This window comes from Winogradskyella flava (assembly GCF_014243395.1).
Lineage (GTDB): Bacteria > Bacteroidota > Bacteroidia > Flavobacteriales > Flavobacteriaceae > Winogradskyella > Winogradskyella flava.
The window spans coordinates 22,021-44,572 of the sequence record NZ_JACLCP010000004.1 but is presented as its reverse complement, the minus strand read 5'-3'; the positions used below and the strand labels follow the sequence as shown (position 1 = coordinate 44,572).

General features: G+C 34.7%; 20 protein-coding genes. 14 read left to right on the top strand and 6 right to left on the bottom strand.

All coding sequences use genetic code 11. The features are described from left to right. Nucleotides 1-30: 30 nt before the first annotated feature. The 4 genes from H7F21_RS12880 to H7F21_RS12865 form a co-directional block, all read right to left on the bottom strand. Nucleotides 31-501, bottom strand: a complete 471-nt coding sequence (locus tag H7F21_RS12880; protein WP_185789714.1) for a DUF6843 domain-containing protein — start codon at nt 499-501, stop codon at nt 31-33. Between the two features lie 470 nt (nt 502-971). Further along, entirely contained in the window at nt 972-1,358 is a 387-nt protein-coding gene (locus tag H7F21_RS12875) for a hypothetical protein (protein ID WP_185789713.1), read from the bottom strand. Next, complete coding sequence (locus tag H7F21_RS12870; protein ID WP_094968176.1) at nt 1,355-1,630, bottom strand: CPCC family cysteine-rich protein; 276 nt, start codon at nt 1,628-1,630, stop codon at nt 1,355-1,357. The genes H7F21_RS12875 and H7F21_RS12870 overlap by 4 nt, the downstream gene beginning before the upstream one ends. Nucleotides 1,631-1,907: 277 nt before the next feature. Further along, the gene (locus H7F21_RS12865; protein ID WP_185789712.1) at nt 1,908-2,918 is read right to left on the bottom strand and encodes a 3-oxoacyl-ACP synthase III family protein; all 1,011 of its coding nucleotides are present in this window, start codon (nt 2,916-2,918) and stop codon (nt 1,908-1,910) included. Nucleotides 2,919-3,101: 183 nt separating this feature from the next. Here H7F21_RS12865 and H7F21_RS12860 point away from each other — a divergent pair, with 183 nt between their 5' ends. The 14 genes from H7F21_RS12860 to H7F21_RS12795 all read left to right on the top strand — a co-directional run bounded on the left by H7F21_RS12860 (nt 3,102) and on the right by H7F21_RS12795 (nt 21,882). Further along, complete coding sequence (locus H7F21_RS12860) at nt 3,102-5,543, top strand: alpha/beta hydrolase family protein (RefSeq protein ID WP_185789711.1); 2,442 nt, start codon at nt 3,102-3,104, stop codon at nt 5,541-5,543. Between the two features lie 271 nt (nt 5,544-5,814). Further along, a complete protein-coding gene (gene htpG / locus H7F21_RS12855; RefSeq protein ID WP_185789710.1) occupies nt 5,815-7,728 on the top strand; it encodes a molecular chaperone HtpG in 1,914 nt (637 codons plus the stop codon). Between the two features lie 213 nt (nt 7,729-7,941). Beyond that, the gene (locus H7F21_RS12850) at nt 7,942-8,625 is read left to right on the top strand and encodes a carboxypeptidase-like regulatory domain-containing protein (protein ID WP_185789709.1); all 684 of its coding nucleotides are present in this window, start codon (nt 7,942-7,944) and stop codon (nt 8,623-8,625) included. 13 nt (nt 8,626-8,638) lie between these two features. After that, entirely contained in the window at nt 8,639-9,646 is a 1,008-nt protein-coding gene (locus tag H7F21_RS12845; RefSeq protein ID WP_185789708.1) for a transglutaminase domain-containing protein, read from the top strand. Between the two features lie 127 nt (nt 9,647-9,773). Continuing rightward, the gene (locus tag H7F21_RS12840; protein WP_185789707.1) at nt 9,774-10,526 is read left to right on the top strand and encodes a LytTR family DNA-binding domain-containing protein; all 753 of its coding nucleotides are present in this window, start codon (nt 9,774-9,776) and stop codon (nt 10,524-10,526) included. Nucleotides 10,527-10,628: 102 nt separating this feature from the next. After that, entirely contained in the window at nt 10,629-11,711 is a 1,083-nt protein-coding gene (locus H7F21_RS12835) for a serine hydrolase domain-containing protein (protein WP_185789706.1), read from the top strand. A gap of 247 nt (nt 11,712-11,958) precedes the next feature. Beyond that, entirely contained in the window at nt 11,959-12,543 is a 585-nt protein-coding gene (locus H7F21_RS12830; RefSeq protein ID WP_343067655.1) for a Crp/Fnr family transcriptional regulator, read from the top strand. A 115-nt stretch (nt 12,544-12,658) separates the two neighbouring features. Next, a complete protein-coding gene (locus H7F21_RS12825) occupies nt 12,659-13,339 on the top strand; it encodes an MOSC domain-containing protein (RefSeq protein WP_246431482.1) in 681 nt (226 codons plus the stop codon). Nucleotides 13,340-13,536: 197 nt separating this feature from the next. Beyond that, the gene (locus H7F21_RS12820; RefSeq protein ID WP_185789705.1) at nt 13,537-14,598 is read left to right on the top strand and encodes a hypothetical protein; all 1,062 of its coding nucleotides are present in this window, start codon (nt 13,537-13,539) and stop codon (nt 14,596-14,598) included. Nucleotides 14,599-14,704: 106 nt separating this feature from the next. After that, nucleotides 14,705-18,157, top strand: a complete 3,453-nt coding sequence (locus tag H7F21_RS12815; RefSeq protein WP_185789704.1) for a pyruvate carboxylase — start codon at nt 14,705-14,707, stop codon at nt 18,155-18,157. Nucleotides 18,158-18,167: 10 nt separating this feature from the next. Next, nucleotides 18,168-18,959 (top strand): class I SAM-dependent methyltransferase, encoded by a 792-nt coding sequence (locus H7F21_RS12810; RefSeq protein ID WP_185789703.1) that lies wholly within the window; start codon nt 18,168-18,170, stop codon nt 18,957-18,959. Between the two features lie 38 nt (nt 18,960-18,997). Continuing rightward, nucleotides 18,998-19,954, top strand: a complete 957-nt coding sequence (gene rlmF / locus H7F21_RS12805) for a 23S rRNA (adenine(1618)-N(6))-methyltransferase RlmF (protein WP_185789702.1) — start codon at nt 18,998-19,000, stop codon at nt 19,952-19,954. A gap of 7 nt (nt 19,955-19,961) precedes the next feature. Further along, the gene (locus tag H7F21_RS12800; protein ID WP_185789701.1) at nt 19,962-20,510 is read left to right on the top strand and encodes a hypothetical protein; all 549 of its coding nucleotides are present in this window, start codon (nt 19,962-19,964) and stop codon (nt 20,508-20,510) included. Nucleotides 20,511-20,646: 136 nt separating this feature from the next. Continuing rightward, nucleotides 20,647-21,882 carry a DEAD/DEAH box helicase gene (locus tag H7F21_RS12795; RefSeq protein WP_185789700.1) on the top strand — a complete coding sequence of 412 codons (1,236 nt, stop codon included), beginning with the start codon at nt 20,647-20,649 and terminating at the stop codon, nt 21,880-21,882. 31 nt (nt 21,883-21,913) lie between these two features. Here H7F21_RS12795 and H7F21_RS12790 read toward each other — a convergent pair whose 3' ends face one another. Then, nucleotides 21,914-22,384, bottom strand: coding sequence for a hypothetical protein (locus H7F21_RS12790; RefSeq protein WP_185789699.1), 471 nt, complete (start codon nt 22,382-22,384; stop codon nt 21,914-21,916). 20 nt (nt 22,385-22,404) lie between these two features. Further along, complete coding sequence (locus H7F21_RS12785) at nt 22,405-22,551, bottom strand: hypothetical protein (RefSeq protein ID WP_185789698.1); 147 nt, start codon at nt 22,549-22,551, stop codon at nt 22,405-22,407. Nucleotide 22,552: the final 1 nt, after the last annotated feature.

The following is a 22,552-nucleotide window of genomic DNA, read 5'->3' as shown; positions in this document are numbered from 1 at the left end:
AACTATACGCATTGTTATACACAGTATTTTTTATTCACAATCAGTCCGTTTTTCAGAAATCAATTGTGTGAAATTCATGTATTTCCTTCCGCTATTATTTCCTAATTCGTTGTAGTCGGTTACTAAAAATTCTTGAAAAGAATAACTACCGTTGTCATTCATTCCGGTTGCGTTTCCTAAACTTCCCCATTTAAAAATTCCGAGAGAGTCTCTTGGTGGTTCATTCGGGTTTTTCGTAATTGTATAATCTTCGTTATAATCCCTAACATCCATTTTTGTCAACTCCGTACGAGTTCCGCTACTATCTACGAGGAAATATTTATGGTCAATAAGTCCAGCAGGCTTTTCAAATTTGGTTAATAATATTCCGTCGTTTGGAATTCGGTAAATTCTCCTATCATTTTCAAATTCAGCTTCCTCTCCGCATTTTTGGTCATAAATTATATTTACTCGCCCTCTAAAATCTGATGGAATTAAAAAAGTTTCGGGTTCGGTTGTCATAACACAACTTGAAAAATTCAAAACACTTAATATTCCGACAATTTTTAAATGAAGTAAAAGTATTTTTTTCATATTGTGTACAACGGCCAGACGGGTAAGGCGAGTTGCGATGTTTGTGTAACAAATATAAGCAATAGAAGCCTTTAGACGTTATTCGCTTTACCCGATGTTAGTGGCAGTGCCTAGTGGGGATTACTTTTCATTATTGTAAAAGGAAATGGCCATATGCTATTGCCAGCGAATAGCCGTCGTGCTGTCTGGCCGTTAGTGGCAATAGAGCAAAAAGAAGTTTCGCTATAAGCGAAACGGTTTTCTCGTGCGAAGCATTGCCACTAACGGTCTCGGCTATGATTTCGGCGTGGAATGATTCGGCAGAATTATTCCGCAGTTGAAATCCGCCGTATTTGTTGTTTTAGTGTTCATATTAGTTCTTCAGCCACGCTGAATTATAGCCATTGTTGTAGCACGTTTTAATTTATTTTTTCATTTTCCAATTCCGCAAACTTTTGTTTGTCCGTTGGTTTAATCTTAACTAATTCAAATCGGTTTTTGTCCAAAACATTGAAGTCGACAAGACTTAAATAAAGGTCAACAACATTTCTGTCAATCATTATTTTTCCGCTACCAGCCCAATGTCTGTCTGTTCCGTTTTTCTTAATTCCAGAAATCCAATATTCGTCTCCGTTTTCTATGTCATAATAGTTTCCAGATATTCCACGAGCATTTGAATTTTTAAAAGCTTTTCCATTGAAATATACAGTTCTGCCAGATTTTGAAAATTCAGCCATTCCAATCCAAGCAGGACCATTGTCTCCAAATCCAGTTTTTAATTCAATATATTTCAGTTCAGGTTTCATAAATTATTCCATTCGGGATTTAGAGTATCACTATTATTTACTTTTCGTGTATTAGAAATCATCGATTCTTCACAAGCTCCAAACTTGATATAATTTTGCCGTGCTTGTATTAATGAAACTCTATTTGCACCTCCTACAAAATTTTCATCTTCAAATCCAATAGGGTCATCTTCCCAAAAACAAATTGGACAAATGCAATAATTCAATCTGTCTTTAGGGTCAAATGTGTCGTATCCGCAACAAGGACAATATTCATTCAATTTATGTTTCATTGGATTTTCTCAAATGTGCTACAACTCGTAAATATATCTAAGTTTTTAGATCTTTTTCGAAGATAGTAAATATCCCGAAACCCTTATCTTAAATACCATTATTCAAAAAGCATCATAATGTATTTTGTATATCAAAATAACTATATTTAAATTTAGAGATATACAAAATACCTAATAGTGATATATAAAATACCTGACGTATAATATCCGAAACTTTGTACGCAACTACTAAAAGCGTTTATAATCGATAAGTAGCACCAAATTGAGAAAAGTTAATCTACCACTTTATAATAGCACTTCCCCAAGTAAAACCACTACCAAAAGCGGCTAAGACCACATTATCCCCTTCTTTTATTTTCCCCTCTTCCCAAGCCTCAGTTAAGGCAATGGGTATGGATGCTGCAGTGGTATTTCCGTAACGCATAATGTTATTATACACTTGGTCATTAGACAGACCAAATTTCTTCTGGATAAATTGGGAGATTCTTAAGTTCGCTTGGTGCGGAATCAACATATCTATATCCTCTTTTTGAAGCTTATTTTGCGTTAAACCTTCAATAATGGCTTCACTAAAACGCACCACGGCATGTTTAAACACAAACTGACCGTTCATATAAGGATAGTAAGAGACATCATCTGGATCGTTTTCTTCCATAATGGCATCTACCCAACGCCCTGTGCTCGGTCCTTCTAATGCTAATTCCTTGGCATGCTTGCCTTCAGAATGTAAATGCGTCGATAAAATACCTTTAGAGTTATCCTCTTCCCTACTCAGTACGGCTGCGCCTGCACCATCACCAAAAATAACCGTAACGCCTCGCCCTCGAGTAGAACGCTCTAAACCACCAGAATGATTTTCACTGCCAATAACTAGAACATTCTTATACATTCCTGTTTTTATGAACTGGTCCGCAACAGATAAGCCATATATAAATCCAGAACATTGATTGCGCACATCAAGCGCACCAATGGTATCCATTTCTAAAATCTCTTGTACGCGCACGCCTCCTCCTGGAAAATACATATCCGGACTTAAGGTGGCAAATACAATAAAATCAATATCATCTTTAGTTAGACCTGCACGTTCTATTGCAATTTTAGCAGCCTTGGCTCCCATCAACGATGTATTATCATCACTAGTTTTTGGATCTATCCAACGACGTTCTTTTATACCTGTGCGCTCTTGTATCCACTCATCACTCGTGTCCATCCACTCCTTTAAATCATTATTGGTCACTACATTCTCTGGAACATATTTTCCTAAGCCAGTTATTCTCGAATTGTACATGCGTTTTGTAATAAAGTTATAACAACAAATTTAACCCATTTGAAATGAATTCAATACCATTTCGTTATGCGTGCATAACAAATAACCACGCTTATTCTAGTTCTTATAATTTTAACAACACTATCACATTTTACCATCTCTTTTTTAAGTATCTTCAAGCCACTAATCAATTATCAGAAAAATATGAAATCATTAATCAAACTCTGCGCATTTTTATTTTTTGTAAGTAGCTATGCACAACAAAGTCTAACCTATCAGAAACCATCGGACGAAATTCTAGAACTTGCCGACGTTGAATTAGCTCCAGCCGTTCAAATTGACAGCAAAGGAGAACATATGGTATTACTGTATCGCAACCAGTACAAATCGATACAAGAATTATCTGAAACTGAATTAAGATTAGCTGGTTTGCGAATTAATCCTGTAACTAATATTGGAAGCAGAACTAATTATTATACCAACATCAAGGTTAAAAAGATTAAAGACAAGGAAGCAAAACAGGTTTCAGGTTTGCCAGAAAATGCTAGACTTTCTGGTTTTAGTTGGTCTCCGGACGAAACCATGATTGCCTGTCTAAATACTACAGCCAAAGGTGTAGAAGTTTGGGTGCTAAATATTGCTAATGCTTCAGTAAAAAGGCTTACAGATGCCAATGTCAATGCCAATATGAGGAGTACCATCAATTGGTTTAAGGACAACCAGCATCTTTTGGTAAAGATGCTACCTAACGACCGAAAGAATCTAATTGATACAGCCGTTGCAGTACCTACAGGACCTACAGTGTCCGTAAGTGATGGTGCCAAAGCGCAGAACAGAACCTATCAAGATTTATTAAAGACGCCTAATGATGAATTCAACTTTGAACAATTGGCACGTTCTGAACTCAAAAAAGTGTCTATAGACGGTAATGTTCAGGATTTCTTACCAGCAGCTATGTATCGTGGTATTAGTTTTTCACCTGATGGCAAGTTTGTGATGGTAACCAAAATTAAAAGACCTTTTTCTTATATCGTTACATTTACAAGATTCCCAAGCGAAAGCATTATGTATGATGCTGGTGGAAACAAGGTTAAAACCGTAAACGAAGTTCCGCTAGATGAAGTAAGACCAAAAGGATTTATGTCCACACGAATGGGCAAACGTAATATGCAATGGCGAGGTGACAGACCAGCTACTCTAGTTTGGGCTGAAGCTTTGGATAAAGGTGATCCTGCCGTCGAAGTGGACTACAGAGATGTTGTCTACGAACTCAACGCGCCATTCAGTGGCAAAGCGAAAGAAATTTTAAGAACAAAGCAGCGTTTTTCTGGAATTCAATGGGGAAATGACAATAATGCTATTGCCTATGATTATTGGTGGAACACTAGAAATCTAAAAACGTATTTGTTTAATCCGTCTAATGGAAAATCAAAGATCATTTCAGACAGAAACTATCAAGACGTCTACAGCGACCCTGGTAATTTCGTAAGTTCTAAAAATGAATTTGGTCGCTATACCCTGAATATGAATGGCGACAAACTCTACCTCATGGGAGACGGTTATTCTAAAGAAGGTCAGTTCCCTTTTATTGATGAATACAATATTAAATCCGGAAAGACAAAACGACTCTACCAATCTGAATACACAGATAAGCTCGAAAGTCTTAACTATGCTATTGATATGAAAAAAGGCGAAATTCTTGTGCGTATTGAGTCTCAAAAGGAATATCCGAATTACTATATAAGAAATATTAAGAAAGATGCGCTAACACCAATTACTTCTTTTGAAAATCCTTTTAAAAGTCTTGAGGAGGTTGACAAGCGTGTTGTTAGTTACAAACGTGATGACGGTCTAGACTTAGAAGGCACGCTTTACTTACCTCTAGATTATAAAGAAGGTGAAAAGTATCCGATGATTCTTTGGGCTTACCCTCGTGAATATAAGGACAAAGCAAGTGCATCACAAAGTACTGCAAATCCTAACGAATTTGTATATCCTTATTGGGGTTCACCTATCTACTGGGTCACTAAAGGCTATGTCGTTTTAGATGATGCGGCATTCCCTATTGTTGGTGAAGGTGAAGAAGAACCAAATGACACCTTTAGATCACAATTGGTAGGCAATGCAAAAGCTGCCATTGATGCCGTTGATAATTTAGGCTATATAGACAGAGATAAAGTTGCCGTTGGAGGTCATAGTTATGGTGCATTTATGACAGCAAATTTATTATCACATTCTAATCTTTTTGCTGCTGGAATTGCAAGGAGTGGTGCCTACAATAGAACCTTGACACCTTTTGGTTTCCAAAGTGAGGAACGTAGTTACTGGGATTCTCCAGAAACCTATTACACCATGTCACCATTTATGCATGCTGACAAGATGAAAACACCTTTGTTATTAATTCATGGTGTGGCTGATAATAACTCAGGTACCTATCCATTACAAAGTGAGCGCTATTTTAATGCCTTAAAAGGACTGGGTGCTCCTGTAAGATTGGTGATGTTGCCAAAAGAAAGTCACGGCTATAGAGCCAAAGAATCTATCATGCACATGCTTTGGGAACAAGACCAATGGTTAGATAAGCATGTGAAAAACAAAAAGAAAGAAGAACAAAAAATCGAAAAGGAAGAGACTATAAAAAATTAGTTTGTCTCTTACCTTAGTCAAAAGGCGGTCTGAAAACTTAGCTTTGTCACACTGAACTTGTTTCAGTGTCTCATCTATAATTACGATGCGATGATTGAGATTCTGAACCAAGTTCAGAATGACATCAAGAAATAAGTTTTCGGACTGTCTTTTTTATGTCATCTTGTCACAAATATGGTCTTGGTATTTTATTTGAATACTAATCTTTCAAGTAAAAACAACTTAATTAATTAGATTCCTGCTTGAGCAGGAATGACAAAAACGACATAAAATGACAAAAGGAAGTATTAATGTATCGGTAGAGAATATCTTTCCGTTAATTAAAAAGTTCTTATACTCGGATCACGAAATCTTTTTACGTGAGCTTATCAGTAACGCTACTGATGCAACATTAAAGCTAAAGCACTTAACCAGTATCGGTGAAGCCAAGGTAGACTATGGCAATCCAAAAATCGAAGTAAAAATCGATAAGGATGGTAAGAAGCTTCATATCATTGATCAAGGTCTCGGTATGACAGCAGATGAAGTAGAAAAATATATTAACCAAGTGGCTTTTTCAGGTGCTGAGGAATTTTTGGATAAGTATAAGGATGCTGGCAAGGACGCTGGAATCATAGGACATTTTGGTTTGGGCTTCTACTCTGCCTTTATGGTAGCCGATAAAGTTGAAATCATCACTAAATCATTTAAAGATGAACCTGCTGCACATTGGACATGTGATGGCTCACCAGAATTTACTTTAGAAGAAGCGGATAAAAACGAAAGAGGTACCGAAATCATTCTTCACATTGCCGAAGATTCTACAGAATTTTTAGAAGAGTCAAGAATCCGCGAACTATTGATGAAGTATAACAAGTTTATGCCTATTCCTATTAAATTTGGAACCAAGGACATAAACGATCCTGACTTCACACCAAAAACTACAAAAGATAAAGACGGTAAAGAAACAACTGAGCCGCATAAACAAATTACAGTTGATGATATCATCAACAATCCAAATCCGGCTTGGACAAAACAACCTGCAGATTTAGAAGATGAGGATTACAAGACATTCTACAGAGAATTGTATCCAATGCAGTTTGAAGAGCCGCTTTTCAATATTCACTTGAATGTTGATTATCCTTTCAACTTAACAGGGATTTTATATTTCCCTAAAATGACGAATGATCTTAACATTCAAAAGGATAAGATTCAATTGTACCAAAATCAAGTATTTGTTACTGACAATGTTGAAGGTATTGTACCAGAATTCTTAACCATGTTGCGAGGCGTTATTGATTCTCCAGACATTCCATTGAACGTATCGCGTTCTTACTTACAAGCCGATGGAAACGTAAAGAAGATTTCGTCTTACATCACGCGTAAAGTCGCTGATAAGTTGAAGTCTTTATTTAATAGTAATCGTGAAGATTTTGAAAAGAAATGGGACGATATTAAAATCGTTATTGAATACGGCATGCTGTCTGAAGAGAAGTTCTTCGAAAAAGCAGATGCATTTGCCTTATACCCAACAGTAGATGGTAAGTACTTCACATTTGAAGAATTGACTAATGCAATTAAGGCAAAGCAAACGGATAAGGATGATAAAATGGTGATTCTTTATGCCTCTAATAAGGATGAGCAACATAGTTATATTGAAGCTGCTAAGGACAAAGATTATGAAGTCTTGTTATTAGACTCTCCTATTGTTAGTCATTTAATGCAAAAGCTCGAAACGACTAAAGAGAATATTTCTTTTGCTCGTGTAGATGCAGATCATATCGATAACCTCATCAAGAAAGACGATACTGCAATTTCTAAATTATCAGATGAGGAAAAAACCACGTTGGACGAATTGTTAAAAGAAGTTGTACCATCTGAAAAATTTATGGTGCAATTAGAAGCTATGGATAGCAGTGCTTCTCCTTTTATGATTACACAGCCGGAGTTTATGCGTCGAATGAAAGAGATGCAACAGACTGGTGGTGGAGGCGGAATGTTTGGAATGGGTAATATGCCAGAGATGTACAATTTGGTAGTGAATACCAATCACGACTTGGTCAACGAAATTCTAAACACCAAAACCAAGAAAAAGCAAGAGCGTTTAATCAATCAAAGTTTAGATTTAGCACGTTTATCTCAAGGTTTACTTAAAGGAGAAGAACTTACTAATTTCATTAAACGTAGTTATGATATGATAAAATAGATTTTGTCATGCTGAACTGTTACACTGAGCTTGTCGAAGTGTTGTTTCAGTATCTCACATATATGGAAAACCACTTAGAAATTCTAAGTGGTTTTTTATTACTAACCTAAAGTTCTATTTTACTCATCAAAAAGAATAGTTCACTCAGTTTCTATTTTTACTAGTATTCAATATATGTAGGTTTGATGTAAACTAACATTAAAAACATACGTTATGAATACACAGTTCAATTTAGACATTAAAAAACCTTGCTCAGAAAACTATAGTCAATTTCAACCGACCGAAAAAGGTGGCTTTTGTGATTCTTGCAGAAAAGAAGTCATTGATTTCACCCAAATGAAAAGTGAAGATATTATTGCACATTTTGAAACCAATTCCCCAAAAAATACATGTGGCCGTTTTAATACCCAGCAATTACAAACACCTTACAAAACATCCAAAAAGAATAAATACTTAAGTTTTTTTACAGGAATTGGATTAGCAATATTATCATACTTTTCTATAACAAACGCTGAAGCTCAAGAACTAGACAAATCAACAAGAAAACTAGAAGATGATTGTAGTGTCGAGGAATTAAAAAATAAAGAGCTTATAACTGTAAAAGGAATGGTAGTCGCTCAAGAAGATGGAATACCATTGCCTGGCGTAAATATAATTTTACAAGGTACTACCTATGGAACTCAAACAAATTTTGATGGTTATTTCGAGTTTCCGAAAAAGCTTAAAAAGGGAGATGTTTTAATTATTAGCTACTTGGGTATGGAATCTCAAAAAGTCATAATTGAAAATAAAAAATCTGCTTCTAATATTGAATTAAAGATTGATATGGAAATGACATCTTGCGTCATTGTAGGTGAAGTTGCTGTTAAAGAAATTTTTAAATCAAAGAAAAATTAAATTTATAATACTCGTGAGATATTTATTACTGTTTTTACTAAGCTTCTTTTCGTGGTCAATAACTGCTCAAATCTCAGATTTCAATCATATTGATTTCACCAAAGCTGACAATGTTGTTGCACTCAATGAAGGCAAAGATTTAGATAATTTAGCTTTACTTACATTTAAGTTAACTAATAAACTATCTACAGATGTGGAAAAATTTAGAGCAATCTATACTTGGGTTAGTCGCAATATCCGTGGAGATTCTTATCAACATAATTTAGTAAGTAGAAAGCGTGATAAATTTAAAAATAATAGTCTTGGTTATATCAAATGGAATAATGAGTTTAAAAAAATAGCTTTTAAAAAATTACTCAATCATAAAAAAACAATGTGTACAGGTTATGCATACCTCATTAAAGAAATGTGTTACATGGCTAATATAGATTGTCAAATCATCGATGGCTATGCAAGATCTTTTAAAACAAATGTGGAAGCTTTAGAATCTTACAACCACTCTTGGAATGCAGTAAAACTGAATAACAAATGGTATTTATGTGATGCTACATGGTCTAGTGGATATATGATTAACAGTAGTCTTTTTGTAAAAGATTATAATGATGGTTATTTTTTAACAGACCCCGTTCTTTTTGCCAAAAATCATTATCCCATGCAAAAAAAATGGTTCTTAAATGATAGTTTAAAAGAAAGTAAATTTATTCCAGAACCAATTGTTTATGGTGAAACATTCAAGCATAAGGTCATACCAATTAGTCCAGAGCGTCTCAACACTATTATATCCAAAAACCAGGAGGTGTACTTTAAATTTAAATCATTAGATACTATTTCCAATAAAGACATTTCATTAATTCAAGTTGTTGGCAACGTGCATAGATCTTTTAAAATTTATGATCTAAAAAACAAAAACGGATTAATCTCGTTTAGGCACAGATTTAAACGCAGAGGACTCTATGATGTACATTTAAAAATAAAAAATGATATAGTGGTCTCATACAGTTTTGAAATTAATAAACCCTAGTCTTTGAATTAAACTCTTTAGGTCAATAAATTGAACTATCAAACCACTTAGAAATTCTAAGTGGTTTTTTATTTTTTTAGTTTATTGACAATTTCAATTATATTAGATTTTTAAACTTCAATCATTAATGCAAAGGCTACCGCTTAACACCTCTTTTAAACATCATACCATTGTAGCACTTGTAATTAGCTTGTGGTTAGTAGTTTTCTTGGTTGTTATTGCACCATTTGATGCTGCCGATCTAGATTTTAATGCACGTTTTGTAATTCTGCCAATTTATGGTGTTATTAGCTTTGTTGCCTACATGCTTCTAATTCCTCTTCAAAATTGGGTATTTCAATATCTAAAAAAATGGATAATCCCTTTAGAGTTACTTTTTATAATAGCTTTCAATTTTGTTCAAATCGTTGTTTCATTTGTATATTATAAAACTGATCTCGTTAATGGAGATTACAACTTCCAAACATTTGGACTCTATGTCTATCTTCCAATTGCACTTATAATACTGCCAATTATAATTTTTTGCAGGTGGTTTTTAAATAAAAAAACACCCATCAAAAAGAAGAACGTTATAACCTTAAAAGGCGATAATAAATTAGATGTTTTAAAAATCCTACCAGACGATCTTATCTGTGTATCTAGTGCAGATAATTATGTAGAAGTTAGTTATCTTATCAGAGGAGAGCTACATAAAAAACTACTTAGAAATACGTTAAAGGCTATTCAACATGACCTTCCCGATTTATTAAAAGTACATCGCTCTCATTTAATTAATCCGGCCCATTTTAAAGCGTGGAATGACTCAAAAAGTATAAAATTGACTGGTATGGAAATCCCTGTTTCAAAAAATTACAAATCCGCAATAATGGAACTCATTTAATCGTCCCTAAAACTAAATAGTTTGTCCCAAAGGCATTAAAAACAGCGTGTTTTATGAAATTTGAAAGTAATTTTGAATTCCATAAAACATAAAATATTCATCATGAAAAAATCGATCTTAACAGCAATCCTATTAATGTGCTTTACATTAAATGCAGTTGCCCAAACTAAAGCCGAAGCCTCCAAAGCTTTAATTGAAAATTTAATCAAAGAAAAGAAAGTTGTAGGTGTATCAGCAAGTTATGCCGTAAACGGAGAAATCCAATGGGCATCAGCTTCGGGTTTTGCGGATAAAGAAAAAAAGAGTGAATTTACAATAAATACAGAGGTAAGAACAGCGTCAATCGCCAAATCCATGACAGCTATCGCCGTAATGCAATTGGTAGAACAGGGCCTGGTTGACATAAATCTACCCATTGATACTTATATACCTGAATTCGTTCAAAAAGGAAAGACGAAAATTACTACCAAACACCTGCTATCGCATACATCTGGAATAGGTGCATATAAAAACCTAAAAGAGATTGAAAACAAAGTGAATTACGAGACATTACTTGATGCTTACGATGTTTTTAAAAATCGTAAACTTCGTTTTGAACCTGGTACTGAATTCTATTACACAAGCTATGGCTATGTTATTCTGGGCATATTAATAGAAAAAGTTTCTGGCTTGTCTTTTGAAGCTTACATGCAAAAACACATTTGGGATAAAGCAAACATGACAAATACTGGCATTGAAAAACCACAAATCAAAAGACAGCAAACGGCATCACTATATTCAAGAGATCGTAAAGACAGACTTAAAAACATTGAAGCAAACAATCTGAGTAATCGGATTCCTGCTGGTGGCTTCTACTCTACGGTTAGTGACCTCGTGAAGTTTGGAAACGCATTGCTCGATAATACTTTAGTAAGTGAAGCGACTATAAAACTTATGACTACACATCATAGTTTAGAAAAAGTAAACAATAGCTATGGATTTGGGTTTTACCTTTATGGAAAGCGTCCCAATGAAGGTGGCATCTACGGACACAATGGCGCGCAAACAGGGACCTCTACACAGTTGTTTATTATTCCTAGTCGAAAAACTGTTGTGGCGGTAATATCCAATACATCTAGAGCAGGAAGAGAAGTAAGTACGGTTGCAGGAGAGCTTTGTAATATTTTTAATCAAAAAGACGAATAAATGTAGTAAGGTCAATAAAAATGCAGCTGATCAAGTAGAGAGCTTTACATTATATCAAGGTGGGGCAGAAACCATGGCTAAAAAAATAGAATAGACTTATTGTTTATAAAATTTTAAACCACTTCAAAGCGAAGTGGTTTTTTCTTATACAATTCTGCCGATAAACTTCTTTTAATTTACCACATCGATTTAAGACACTCGTTTAAAAGGTTTTGCGTAACTTACAGATGCTATTAATCATGTACAAGTGCGTTCGGATAAGTCTAAAATCAAGGACCTATTTAAAGATCTTATTTTCACCAAGGATGAGATAGAAATTATTGCGTCTGTATTCCATAAAATCACCTTGAAAAAAGGTGATATTTTGCTCAAACAAGGTGATATTGATGGTGCCCAATATTATATATTAAGTGGTTGTTTAAGAGCGTTCCATTTAGATGGCCAAGGCAAGGATTATACCATTCATTTTGGAATTAAAGATTGGTGGATTTCTGATTTTACATCGTATTCGTCACAGGAAAAGGCGCTTATGACTGTTGAAGCCATTCAAGACTCCGTTATTTACAAATTATCAAAAAAAGATAAAGATCGTCTTTGCAATTCCATTTCTAAAATTGACAGCTTTTTTAAGACAAAATATGAACGCGCCTTTGCGGCATTTCAGCAAAGAATACTAGCTTACCTATCGCAAACCGCAAAAGAACGTTACGTCGACTTTATCCAGACCTATCCAAACATTGAAAAAAACGTCAAAAACTACCATATTGCATCTTATTTAGGTATTACTACCGAAAGTTTAAGTAGAATAAGAAAAGAACTTTCCAATAATTAAATTTATTAACATACATCAATTTTTTAGTATAACTATAGTTATACTTTTGACCATCCTAACAAACTAATTAAGTTATCCCTAAGGATTAATAGCTGAGAAGCGCAAGTTTATAGACTTGCGCTTTTTTTTATACCTTTATCTCAATAATGATAATACGCTTTTGAAAGTCATTTCTACCAATATAGGACAACCAACAACATTTTTATGGGAAGGCAAAGAAGTTATAACCGGTATCTATAAAAAGCCAACAGATGTTCCTATTCACTTAGGTAAGGATAATGTGCGAGGTGATGAAGTTTCAGATAGGCGTGTGCATGGAGGTGCCTTTAAAGCATGTTATCTATTTTCAGCCAATCATTATCCCTATTGGAAGTATCTCTATCCAAACTTAAATTGGACTTATGGCATGCTCGGAGAAAACCTCACTGTAGAAAATTTGGATGAAAAACAACTTTACGTTGGTGATACCTATAAACTCGGTAATGCCATTGTACAAATAACAATTCCAAGAGAGCCTTGCTTTAAGTTTTCACATAAATTTGGTTCTCAAGCTGTGTTACAACAATTTATAGATCATGGCTATCCTGGCACTTATGTTAGAATCATAGAAAAAGGTGAGGTAAAGGTTGGTGATATTTTAGAACTTGTGCAAAAAGAAAAAGACACCATATCTATTTTTGAATTATTTAAACTTCTTTATGCAGAGGACAAAAACCTGAACCATCTTAATATGCTGATTAAAAGCGACCATATTCCAGAGCGGTTAAAAAAACGCTTGAAGTTTTTCATCAAATAGCACTAAATGAGTCACTTAAGTTATCACGTCGATATTTTTTGAATTAAATTTCAAGTCATAGGGATTATTTACCATACATCTATTATCTAAACACCTAGAAAGCAGCACATTAATAAATTATGTAATTTTCACGAAAACGTTGTAGTTAGTTTGTTTATTTTTATCCAAAACTACCTCGAACCAAATCGAAAGTTGTAATGAGTGAAAAGCTGATATCTAAAAAAAAGCCTGCATATCCTATTAGTGATTGTCTTTCAAATTACCTAAGTGAGCAAGGTAGAAATATTAAAATTCCAATCTTTTATGACGACTTATTACGCTTCCAAGGCGCTATAGAAATTTTTGACGATAATGGTAATGATACCTTGTGGATTAGCTGTTACTATGCGGAGTACGAGCGTGACGAAATAGAACATAGTTTAAAACAAATGTATTCCATTTTACATTCTGATGGTAGCGATAATATTATTCCTTATCTCAATATAGACAGTATTGATTTTTGCACCTTTGGCAATACAAAACCTTTTCGTGTAAAGGTTAGAAACATTCTTAACGATAATTACATTTTTTTATACGTAAAAAAAGCGGATGCTTCACGTATTTATGGCCTAGAGTTAGAGCACCTATTGTCTCCAAACCACATCAACTTCTTAGTGCATAAAGACACACTTATTGAAGAACATATTTCCGGAATTCCTGGAGATACATTTATATGCAATAATCTAAACACTCTACCAGAACAGGATAAACGTGCCTTAGCCAAAGAGTTCGTGAAGTTTAACGAACGGTGTTTTGTCAGGTTATTGGCGGATATGCGTTCTTACAATTATGTCATTGTAATCACGCAAGATTTTGATCGTGTGCAATATCGAATTCGCGCTATTGATTTTGATCAACAATGTTATGAGGGCAATCCAAAAGTCTATAAACCTCAGTTTTTAAAAGAAAATAATGCTCTCGTGGAAATGACATTAAATGTGCTGGCTCAGGAATCTATTGATCAGTACGAAAAAGAAGAACGATCTCTTTTAGCAAAACGTGCCACCAGTGAGCGCGAACGGTTAGATGATCTCGTTAAATGCATGAAAACCGATACCATTTCCACACCGGATAAAATAAATGAGTTAAGAGTAGCCTTGTTTAAGCTAACCAAAGATGTCAATTTCAAAAAGTCTAAAAGCATGGGACAACTATTGAGTTATGCCCTGGATTTTATCACTAGAAACTATGTCAACGAAAACCCATATCTCATAAAATAATGCTGACCAATCCATTATGAAACATGCTCGTTCAAAATTTATAATTCAAAAGAATTGTAAATAGCGAAACGCATGTGACTATTGGAAAAACAATAAAAATAAACACATGAAAATTAAAAAAGTCTTAGTCGCCAACCGAAGTGAAATTGCCATACGTGTTTTAAGAGCTTGTTCTGAAATTAACATAGCAACAGTTGCAATTTATACCTACGAGGATCGATACTCTCAACACCGTTATAAAGCAGATGAATCCTATCAAATAGGTGAGAATAACGAACCTTTAAGACCTTATTTGGATATTGATGAAATTGTATCATTGGCCAAATCAAAAAATGTTGATGCCATACATCCAGGTTATGGCTTTCTATCTGAAAACTCAGAATTTGCTAGACGTTGTGCCGAGAATGATATCATTTTTATTGGTCCAGATCCAGAAGTCATGGACGCACTTGGTGACAAAATCACTGCTAAGAAAATTGCCGTTTCATGTAATGTTCCAATTATAGAAAGTAATAAAGAACACCTTTCTTCTGTTGAAGTTGCCATTTCCGAGGCCAACAGAATTGGATATCCCGTTATGCTAAAAGCGGCTTCTGGTGGTGGTGGTCGTGGAATGAGAGTTATTAGAACCATGGAAGATCTAGAAGCTAATTTTAATTCGGCGCGCAATGAAGCCTTAAATGCTTTTGGAGATGACACCATGTTTCTTGAAAAGTATGTCGAAAACCCAAAACATCTTGAGGTCCAAATTGTAGCAGATCGACATGGCAATATTCGACATTTATTTGAGCGTGATTGTTCTGTACAGCGCCGCCATCAAAAGGTAGTAGAAGTAGCACCATCCTACAATGTTTCACAACAGGTTAAAGATGCACTTTACAAATATGCAGTTGATATCACTTCAGAAGTTAACTATAATAATATTGGAACAGTTGAATTTTTAGTAGACCAAGAGGACAACATTTATTTTATTGAAGTGAATCCTAGAATTCAGGTAGAACACACCGTTACTGAAATGGTAACAGGAATTGACCTGGTAAAGACTCAAATTTTCATTGCTGGTGGCTATAAATTATCAGACAAGCAAATCAAGATTTATGATCAAGAAAGTTTAGCAACTTATGGGTTTGCCTTACAAAGTCGATTAACTACAGAAGATCCCGAAAACAATTTCACTCCAGATTATGGTACAATTACAACTTATCGTAGTGCATCAGGAATGGGCATTCGCTTAGATGCTGGTAGCATTTATCAAGGGTATAACGTTAGTCCATTTTTCGATTCCATGCTGGTTAAGGTATCTGCACATGGCAGGACACTCGATGGTGCCATTAGAAAAATGTCCAGAGCATTAAGAGAATTTAGAATTAGAGGTGTAAAGACCAATATTCATTTTTTACAGAATGTCATTAAGCATGAAACATTTAGAGATGGCAAAGTCAATGTTAATTTCATACAAAACACACCAGAATTATTTGATATAGCGCTACCTCAAGACCGTACATCAAAAGCTTTAAACTTTCTTGCAGAGGTAATTGTAAATGGAAACTCTGATGCAAAATTCATTGATAATAACAAAGTATTTAGGGAAGCAAAAGTACCAAAGTTTAATGCTAAGGAAAGTCATCCTAAAGGCACAAAGGACCTGTTGACAGAACTTGGTCCGGAGAAGTTCTGCCAATGGCTCAAATCCGAAAAGAAGATCCACTATACAGATACCACAATGCGAGATGCACATCAATCATTGTTAGCTACACGTATGCGCACGTTCGATATGCTAAAAGTAGCCGAAAGTTTTGCTAAAAATCATCCAAACACTTTTAGCATGGAAGTTTGGGGAGGCGCTACTTTTGATGTATGCTTGCGATTTTTGCATGAAAGTCCTTGGACGCGTTTAAGAGAATTGAGAAAAGCGGTACCAAATATTTTGTTACAAATGCTATTGCGCGGATCAAATGGTGTCGGTTATAAAGCATATCCTGATAATTTGATAGAGAAGTTCGTAGAAAAATCTTGGGAAAATGGAGTAGATATCTTTAGAATTTTTGATTCCCTTAATTGGGTAAAAGCCATGGAACCAAGTATTAATTATGTACGCAATAAGACTGGAGGAATTGCTGAAGCAGCGTTGAGCTACACAGGTGACATTTTGGATACCTCTCAAACCAAGTACAACCTAAAATATTACACCCAACTCGCTAAGGATTTAGAAAATGCAGGTGCACATATGATAGCCATAAAAGATATGGCAGGATTGCTAAAACCTTATGCTGCAACCGAATTGGTTGCTGCTTTAAAGGATACGACTAACCTACCTATTCATCTACATACGCATGACACCTCATCACTACAAACTGCCACATACTTAAAAGCTATAGAAGCAGGAGTTGATGTTGTTGATGTAGCTTTAGGTGGATTATCAGGTTTAACTTCGCAACCAAACTTCAACGCGGCTGTGGAAATGATGAAACATCATGGTCGTGCCCATGATTTCAATATTGAAAAACTCAATCAGTTTTCAAACTTCTGGGAAGATACTCGAGAAATGTACTATCCATTTGAATCTGGTTTAAAAGCTGGTACTGCAGAAGTGTTTCATCATGAAATTCCAGGTGGACAATATTCAAACCTTAGACCTCAAGCTGAAGCTTTAGGTTTAGGTGATCGTTTTGACGAGGTAAAGAAAATGTATGCTAAAGTCAACACAATGTTTGGTAATTTGATAAAAGTGACACCAAGTTCTAAAGTTGTTGGAGATATGGCCATTTTTATGGTAACCAATAATTTGACCCCAGAAGATGTCATGCAACGAGGTGAAGACATATCATTTCCAGAATCGGTTATTAATTTCTTTAAAGGAGATTTAGGTCAACCGTCAGGTGGTTTCCCAAAGCAACTTCAAAAAATCATACTAAAAGATAAAAAACCATATACGGATAGACCAAATGCACACTTAAAGCCTATCGATTTTGATAAGGAATATAAAGCCTTCAAAAAGAAATACCAACAAGGATTCACCAGAGCAATAGAAATGGAAGATTTCTTGTCCTACACCTTATATCCAAAGGTATTTGATGCTGCACACGAGAATTATAAGAATTACGGAAATGTAGCTTTGATACCTACAAAGAATTTCTTCTATGGTATGAAACTACGTGAGGAAACCTTAATCACATTAGAGCCTGGAAAAACGGTCATTGTAAAACTGTTATCTGTTGGTATTCCAAATGATGAAGGAAAGCGAATCGTATTCTTCAAGGTCAATGGTGAAAACAGATATGTTGAAGTTTTGGATAAATCGCTCAATATAAAAAAGCAAGAAAACGTAAAGATTAATACCGATGACAACAACCAAATTGGCGCACCACTTCAAGGCTCACTTTACAAGGTTTTGGTAAAAAAAGGACAAACCATAAAAGAGAATGATCCTTTATTTGTTATTGAAGCCATGAAAATGGAAACTACTGTAACGGCTCATAAAGCCGGTAAAATAAAATCTATTACCTTAGATGAAGGAAGCATGGTAAAACAAGATGACTTGATTGTGGCTATCGAATAAAATCTAGATAATGTCAACCAAATACAACAAAATAGGAATCAATTACAACCAAACGCGGAAAGCTGACCCCTATTTAACAGAGCAACTGCTAAAGCATTTAAATCCAAATAAAAATGGGAATTATTTGGATATTGGATGTGGCACAGGTAATTACACCAATGAATTTCAGAAAAAAGGGTTTACGTTTATTGGTATTGACCCTTCCATAGAGATGCTACAAAAAGCATGTTCTCAAAACCAAAATATAGAATGGCAAATTGGTACTGCAGAAAAAACCGATTTAGCTCAGCACAGCGTTGATGGCATTATTGGTACTCTAACCATTCATCATTGGGCCAATTTATCGAGAGCATTTTCGGAATTGGCTTATATCCTTAAACCCAATGGAAAAATAGTGATCTTCACCTCTACACCTCGCCAAATGAAAGGTTATTGGCTAAATCATTACTTCCCTAAAATGCTTGAAGATTCTATGGTACAGATGCCTTCTTTGGAAGTCGTAGAACAAGCTATGGTTTCAGCCGGATTCAAAATCTCATCAACAGAAATTTATAACATCAAGCCAGATTTACAAGATCAATTTTTGTATTGCGGTAAACAAAATCCAGAATTATACTTTAATGAAAGTATAAGACATGGTATTTCATCGTTTAGCGCATTAGCTAATCTTGAAGAAGTTGAAACAGGTTTGCGACAATTAAGAGACGACATTGATAATGGAAAAATCAATGACATCATGAAATCGTATGAAAATGACCTTGGAGATTATCTATATATCATTGGCAAGAAAGATAAAGCCTAGAAGTTTACACTACATTTGCAATCAGAAATACATGAGTTTTGCAAAAGAAAAAAGAACATCCCAAAGTAAAATCACAACTTCATCCAAGAAGCCAACATAGAGAACGTTACAATTTTGAAGTACTTAAAAAGAGTTCTCCAGAATTAGCGGCTTTTGTCGCACCAAACAAATATGGTGATGATTCTGTAGATTTCTTTAATCCAGATGCTGTATTAGCCTTAAATAAAGCCCTTCTAAAGCATCATTATGGTGTGGAGTTCTGGGAAATTCCTAAGCATTATTTATGCCCTCCAATTCCTGGTCGTGCAGATTACATTCATAATATAGCTGATTTGTTAAAAGGTAATGGCTCTGAAATCCCAAAGGGAAAACATATCAAAGGTCTAGATGTTGGTGTTGGTGCGAGTTGCATTTACCCTATCATTGGTAATTATGAGTACGGTTGGTCATTTATTGGCAGTGATACCAATGAAACTGCAATTGTATCTGCAAAGGCTATAGAGCAGGGAAATTCCAACTTAAAATCCAATGTTGAAATTAGACGTCAAGAACAATCCAATGCCTTCTTCAAAGGCATTATAAAACCTGAAGAAAAAGTAGATTTCACCATTTGCAATCCACCTTTTCATGCATCACTAGAAGAGGCCCAAAAAGCAAGTTTGAGAAAGCTTAAAAATTTAAAAGGAAAACGACCAAGCAAAGCGCTATTAAATTTTGGTGGACAGAATAATGAGTTGTGGACAAAAGGTGGTGAAGCTCGCTTTATAAAAGACATGATTTATGACAGTCGAAACTTTGGCAAACAATGCTTCTGGTTTACAAGCTTAATATCAAAAGAAGCCACATTAAAACCGACCTATAAGATTTTACAGAAAGTAAAAGCTACTGACATTAAAACTATTGAAATGGGGCAAGGACAAAAAGTGAGTCGATTTATTGCTTGGACATTTTTGAGCCAACAAGAACAAACCGACTGGATACATAAAAGATTCTAATTCTATTTTGAAACTAACATTATCAGACAGAATTAACTTTGGCATTGTTGCTATTAAGAAGCACGGCTTTCTACTCACAATGGGATTAGCTTTTTTAGGTATTGGATGTTTTCTAATCTATTTAGGCATAAAAAACAACAACAATATTCCCTTACTTGTTGCTGGAGGTTTTGTTATTTTATTTATGACTTTCTTTTTAGGTTATACCATGCCCTCTAGCCTAAGCTTTTATTATGAAAAAGCCATTGTTAAAAAATATGGAAGCTACACTACAGCTAGTGTTATAGGAAAACATGTTGAAGATCAATCTTATGAAGAGCGTATAGATAACAGGGTCGATAATATTGAATTATTGTTCTACATCATCGATTATAAATACACGTACCAAGAAGAATATTTCGGTAGTTTTTATGTGACAAATAAAGCTTGTTTTGAGGCTATTGAAATCGGATCTGACATTCCAATAAAATTTTTAAAGCATAAACCAGAACAGGCGAAGCCAAGACGGCAAAAGTTGTGTAAGGATTTGGGATTAGAAACAAATATGTGCAATTGAATGCACATTAAACATTTGTTCTACCTTTGCATCATTATTGTCAATCCTGATTAGACAGAAATCTACAAAACTAGATTACCAAATTAGATTCCGCATAGAATGTGGATTGACAGAATCATTTAAATAAACTGAATAGATGTCATTTAAAGACTTAAAGCTTATAAAACCTTTATTAAAAGCCATAGAAAGTTCAGGTTATTCCGAACCTACCTTGGTTCAGCAGAAAGCTATTCCTCCAATTTTAGATCACAAAGATGTTATTGTTTCCGCGCAGACAGGGACTGGAAAAACCGCAGCCTTTGCCTTACCTATTTTACAACAGTTGTTTGATAAACAAGATGCACCAAAACGTGGTAAAAAAATTAGAGCGCTCATTATTAGCCCTACGCGAGAATTGGCAGTACAAATTCAACAGAATTTTAAAACCTATGCGCAATTTTCAAACTTAAGATCTTTAGTGGTTTTTGGTGGCACATCTATAGAACCGCAAATTGATGCGCTAAACAAAGGTATTGATATTTTAGTAGCAACTCCTGGTCGTCTACTCGATTTGCACAAACAAGATTACATCAACTTAGACTATATAGAAACTTTAGTTTTAGATGAAGCTGACTTAATGTTAGCCATGGGCTTTATAGATGACATAAAAAAGATAGAACGTCTTTGTCCAGAAAACAAACAAACTTTATTATTTTCAGCAACCATTCCTTACAAAATTGAGCAATTAGCTCATACCATTCTAAAAGATCCTGAGCGTATTGATGTGACACCAACAAAATCTGTTGCTAAAGATGTAAGTCAGGTATTGTATTATGTGCCAAAGCGCAATAAAATTGAGTTGTGCTTGCACTTATTGCGTAATACCATAAAAGGTAACGTTCTAATTTTTAGACGCACAAAATTCGGTGTAAACAAACTCGAACAAACCTTAACTAATAATGGTTATAAAGTAGATAGTATTCATGGTGATAAAGCGCAAAGCGAAAGACAAACCGCTTTAAATAAGTTTAAAAACGGTTATGTAAAAATATTAATTGCAACAGACGTCGCAGCTCGTGGTATTGATATTAATGAACTCGATAATGTCTTTAATTTTGATATGCCCAACCAAGCCGAAACTTATGTACATAGAATAGGTAGAACTGGTCGTGCTGGTAATATTGGTAGAGCTTATGCCATGTGTTCTGCGGACGAAAAAAGCTATGTAAAAACCATAGAGCAATATATCAATGTTCAAATCCCAATTGAAACAGAACATCCTTATCCTTTAGACCCAAAAGCAAAGCCAATAGTGCATAAAAAGAAAGGCAGTAAGTATAAAAAAGGACGCAAAAGTGTAGCCTCTAAGAAAAAGAAAAAGCGCTGGTACTAATACTAGCGCTTTATATTTAATTTCTCTCTTCTTATTCAAACTTCATCTCAAAGAGTAAGTAATGCTTAATACCGAATTTTTCTCCCCATTTTTCAACATCATCTCCAGCCGTTCCTACTTCACACCATGATTTTGAGCCATCTTCTCTTTCATAAGGCAAGATATAAGCAAATAAATAGAATTCTTCATCGTATTTGAGTTCTAATCCACTTTCGTGAGCTATATTTCGTAAACTATATTCATTAGATTCAGTAGCATCATATTCTTTGGAGATACTGAAACGAGAGAACTTAAATGTCATCTTAAGTTTATTATCACTTGTATATTTTGAAATTAATCTAAACTTCATTTCTGGCTCTGATAAGGTTTCAAACTCTTTGATGCCTAAGTTTTTACTATCAAAAACTACAGATTCAGATGTAATTTTACCATCCCATATTTCTTTAACTGTTAGCTTATATGCTTTTCCTTTTAAGTCTTTTCCTTCAAAATTAAGTTTCATATAATCAATACCTTCAAAGCTTAGGATATCCGTATTTCTTGATCGTCTGAGGAATAATCTGTTTCCATTTTCAAACCTTCAGTTTCGTTGGTGTATTTATAATTATTTTGCGTCGTTAATCCTCCGAAGCAAGCTAATGCAACGGCAAGAAATTGTAAATTCTTCATA

Coding starts and splice junctions, on each gene's coding strand:
- H7F21_RS12880 (WP_185789714.1), bottom strand. CDS start 501: ATGACAACCGAACCCGAAACTTTTTTAATTCCATCAGATTTTAGAGGG.
- H7F21_RS12875 (WP_185789713.1), bottom strand. CDS start 1,358: ATGAAACCTGAACTGAAATATATTGAATTAAAAACTGGATTTGGAGAC.
- H7F21_RS12870 (WP_094968176.1), bottom strand. CDS start 1,630: ATGAAACATAAATTGAATGAATATTGTCCTTGTTGCGGATACGACACA.
- H7F21_RS12865 (WP_185789712.1), bottom strand. CDS start 2,918: ATGTACAATTCGAGAATAACTGGCTTAGGAAAATATGTTCCAGAGAAT.
- H7F21_RS12860 (WP_185789711.1), top strand. CDS start 3,102: ATGAAATCATTAATCAAACTCTGCGCATTTTTATTTTTTGTAAGTAGC.
- htpG (WP_185789710.1), top strand. CDS start 5,815: ATGACAAAAGGAAGTATTAATGTATCGGTAGAGAATATCTTTCCGTTA.
- H7F21_RS12850 (WP_185789709.1), top strand. CDS start 7,942: ATGAATACACAGTTCAATTTAGACATTAAAAAACCTTGCTCAGAAAAC.
- H7F21_RS12840 (WP_185789707.1), top strand. CDS start 9,774: ATGCAAAGGCTACCGCTTAACACCTCTTTTAAACATCATACCATTGTA.
- H7F21_RS12835 (WP_185789706.1), top strand. CDS start 10,629: ATGAAAAAATCGATCTTAACAGCAATCCTATTAATGTGCTTTACATTA.
- H7F21_RS12820 (WP_185789705.1), top strand. CDS start 13,537: ATGAGTGAAAAGCTGATATCTAAAAAAAAGCCTGCATATCCTATTAGT.
- H7F21_RS12815 (WP_185789704.1), top strand. CDS start 14,705: ATGAAAATTAAAAAAGTCTTAGTCGCCAACCGAAGTGAAATTGCCATA.
- H7F21_RS12810 (WP_185789703.1), top strand. CDS start 18,168: ATGTCAACCAAATACAACAAAATAGGAATCAATTACAACCAAACGCGG.
- H7F21_RS12795 (WP_185789700.1), top strand. CDS start 20,647: ATGTCATTTAAAGACTTAAAGCTTATAAAACCTTTATTAAAAGCCATA.
- H7F21_RS12790 (WP_185789699.1), bottom strand. CDS start 22,384: ATGAAACTTAATTTTGAAGGAAAAGACTTAAAAGGAAAAGCATATAAG.
- H7F21_RS12785 (WP_185789698.1), bottom strand. CDS start 22,551: ATGAAGAATTTACAATTTCTTGCCGTTGCATTAGCTTGCTTCGGAGGA.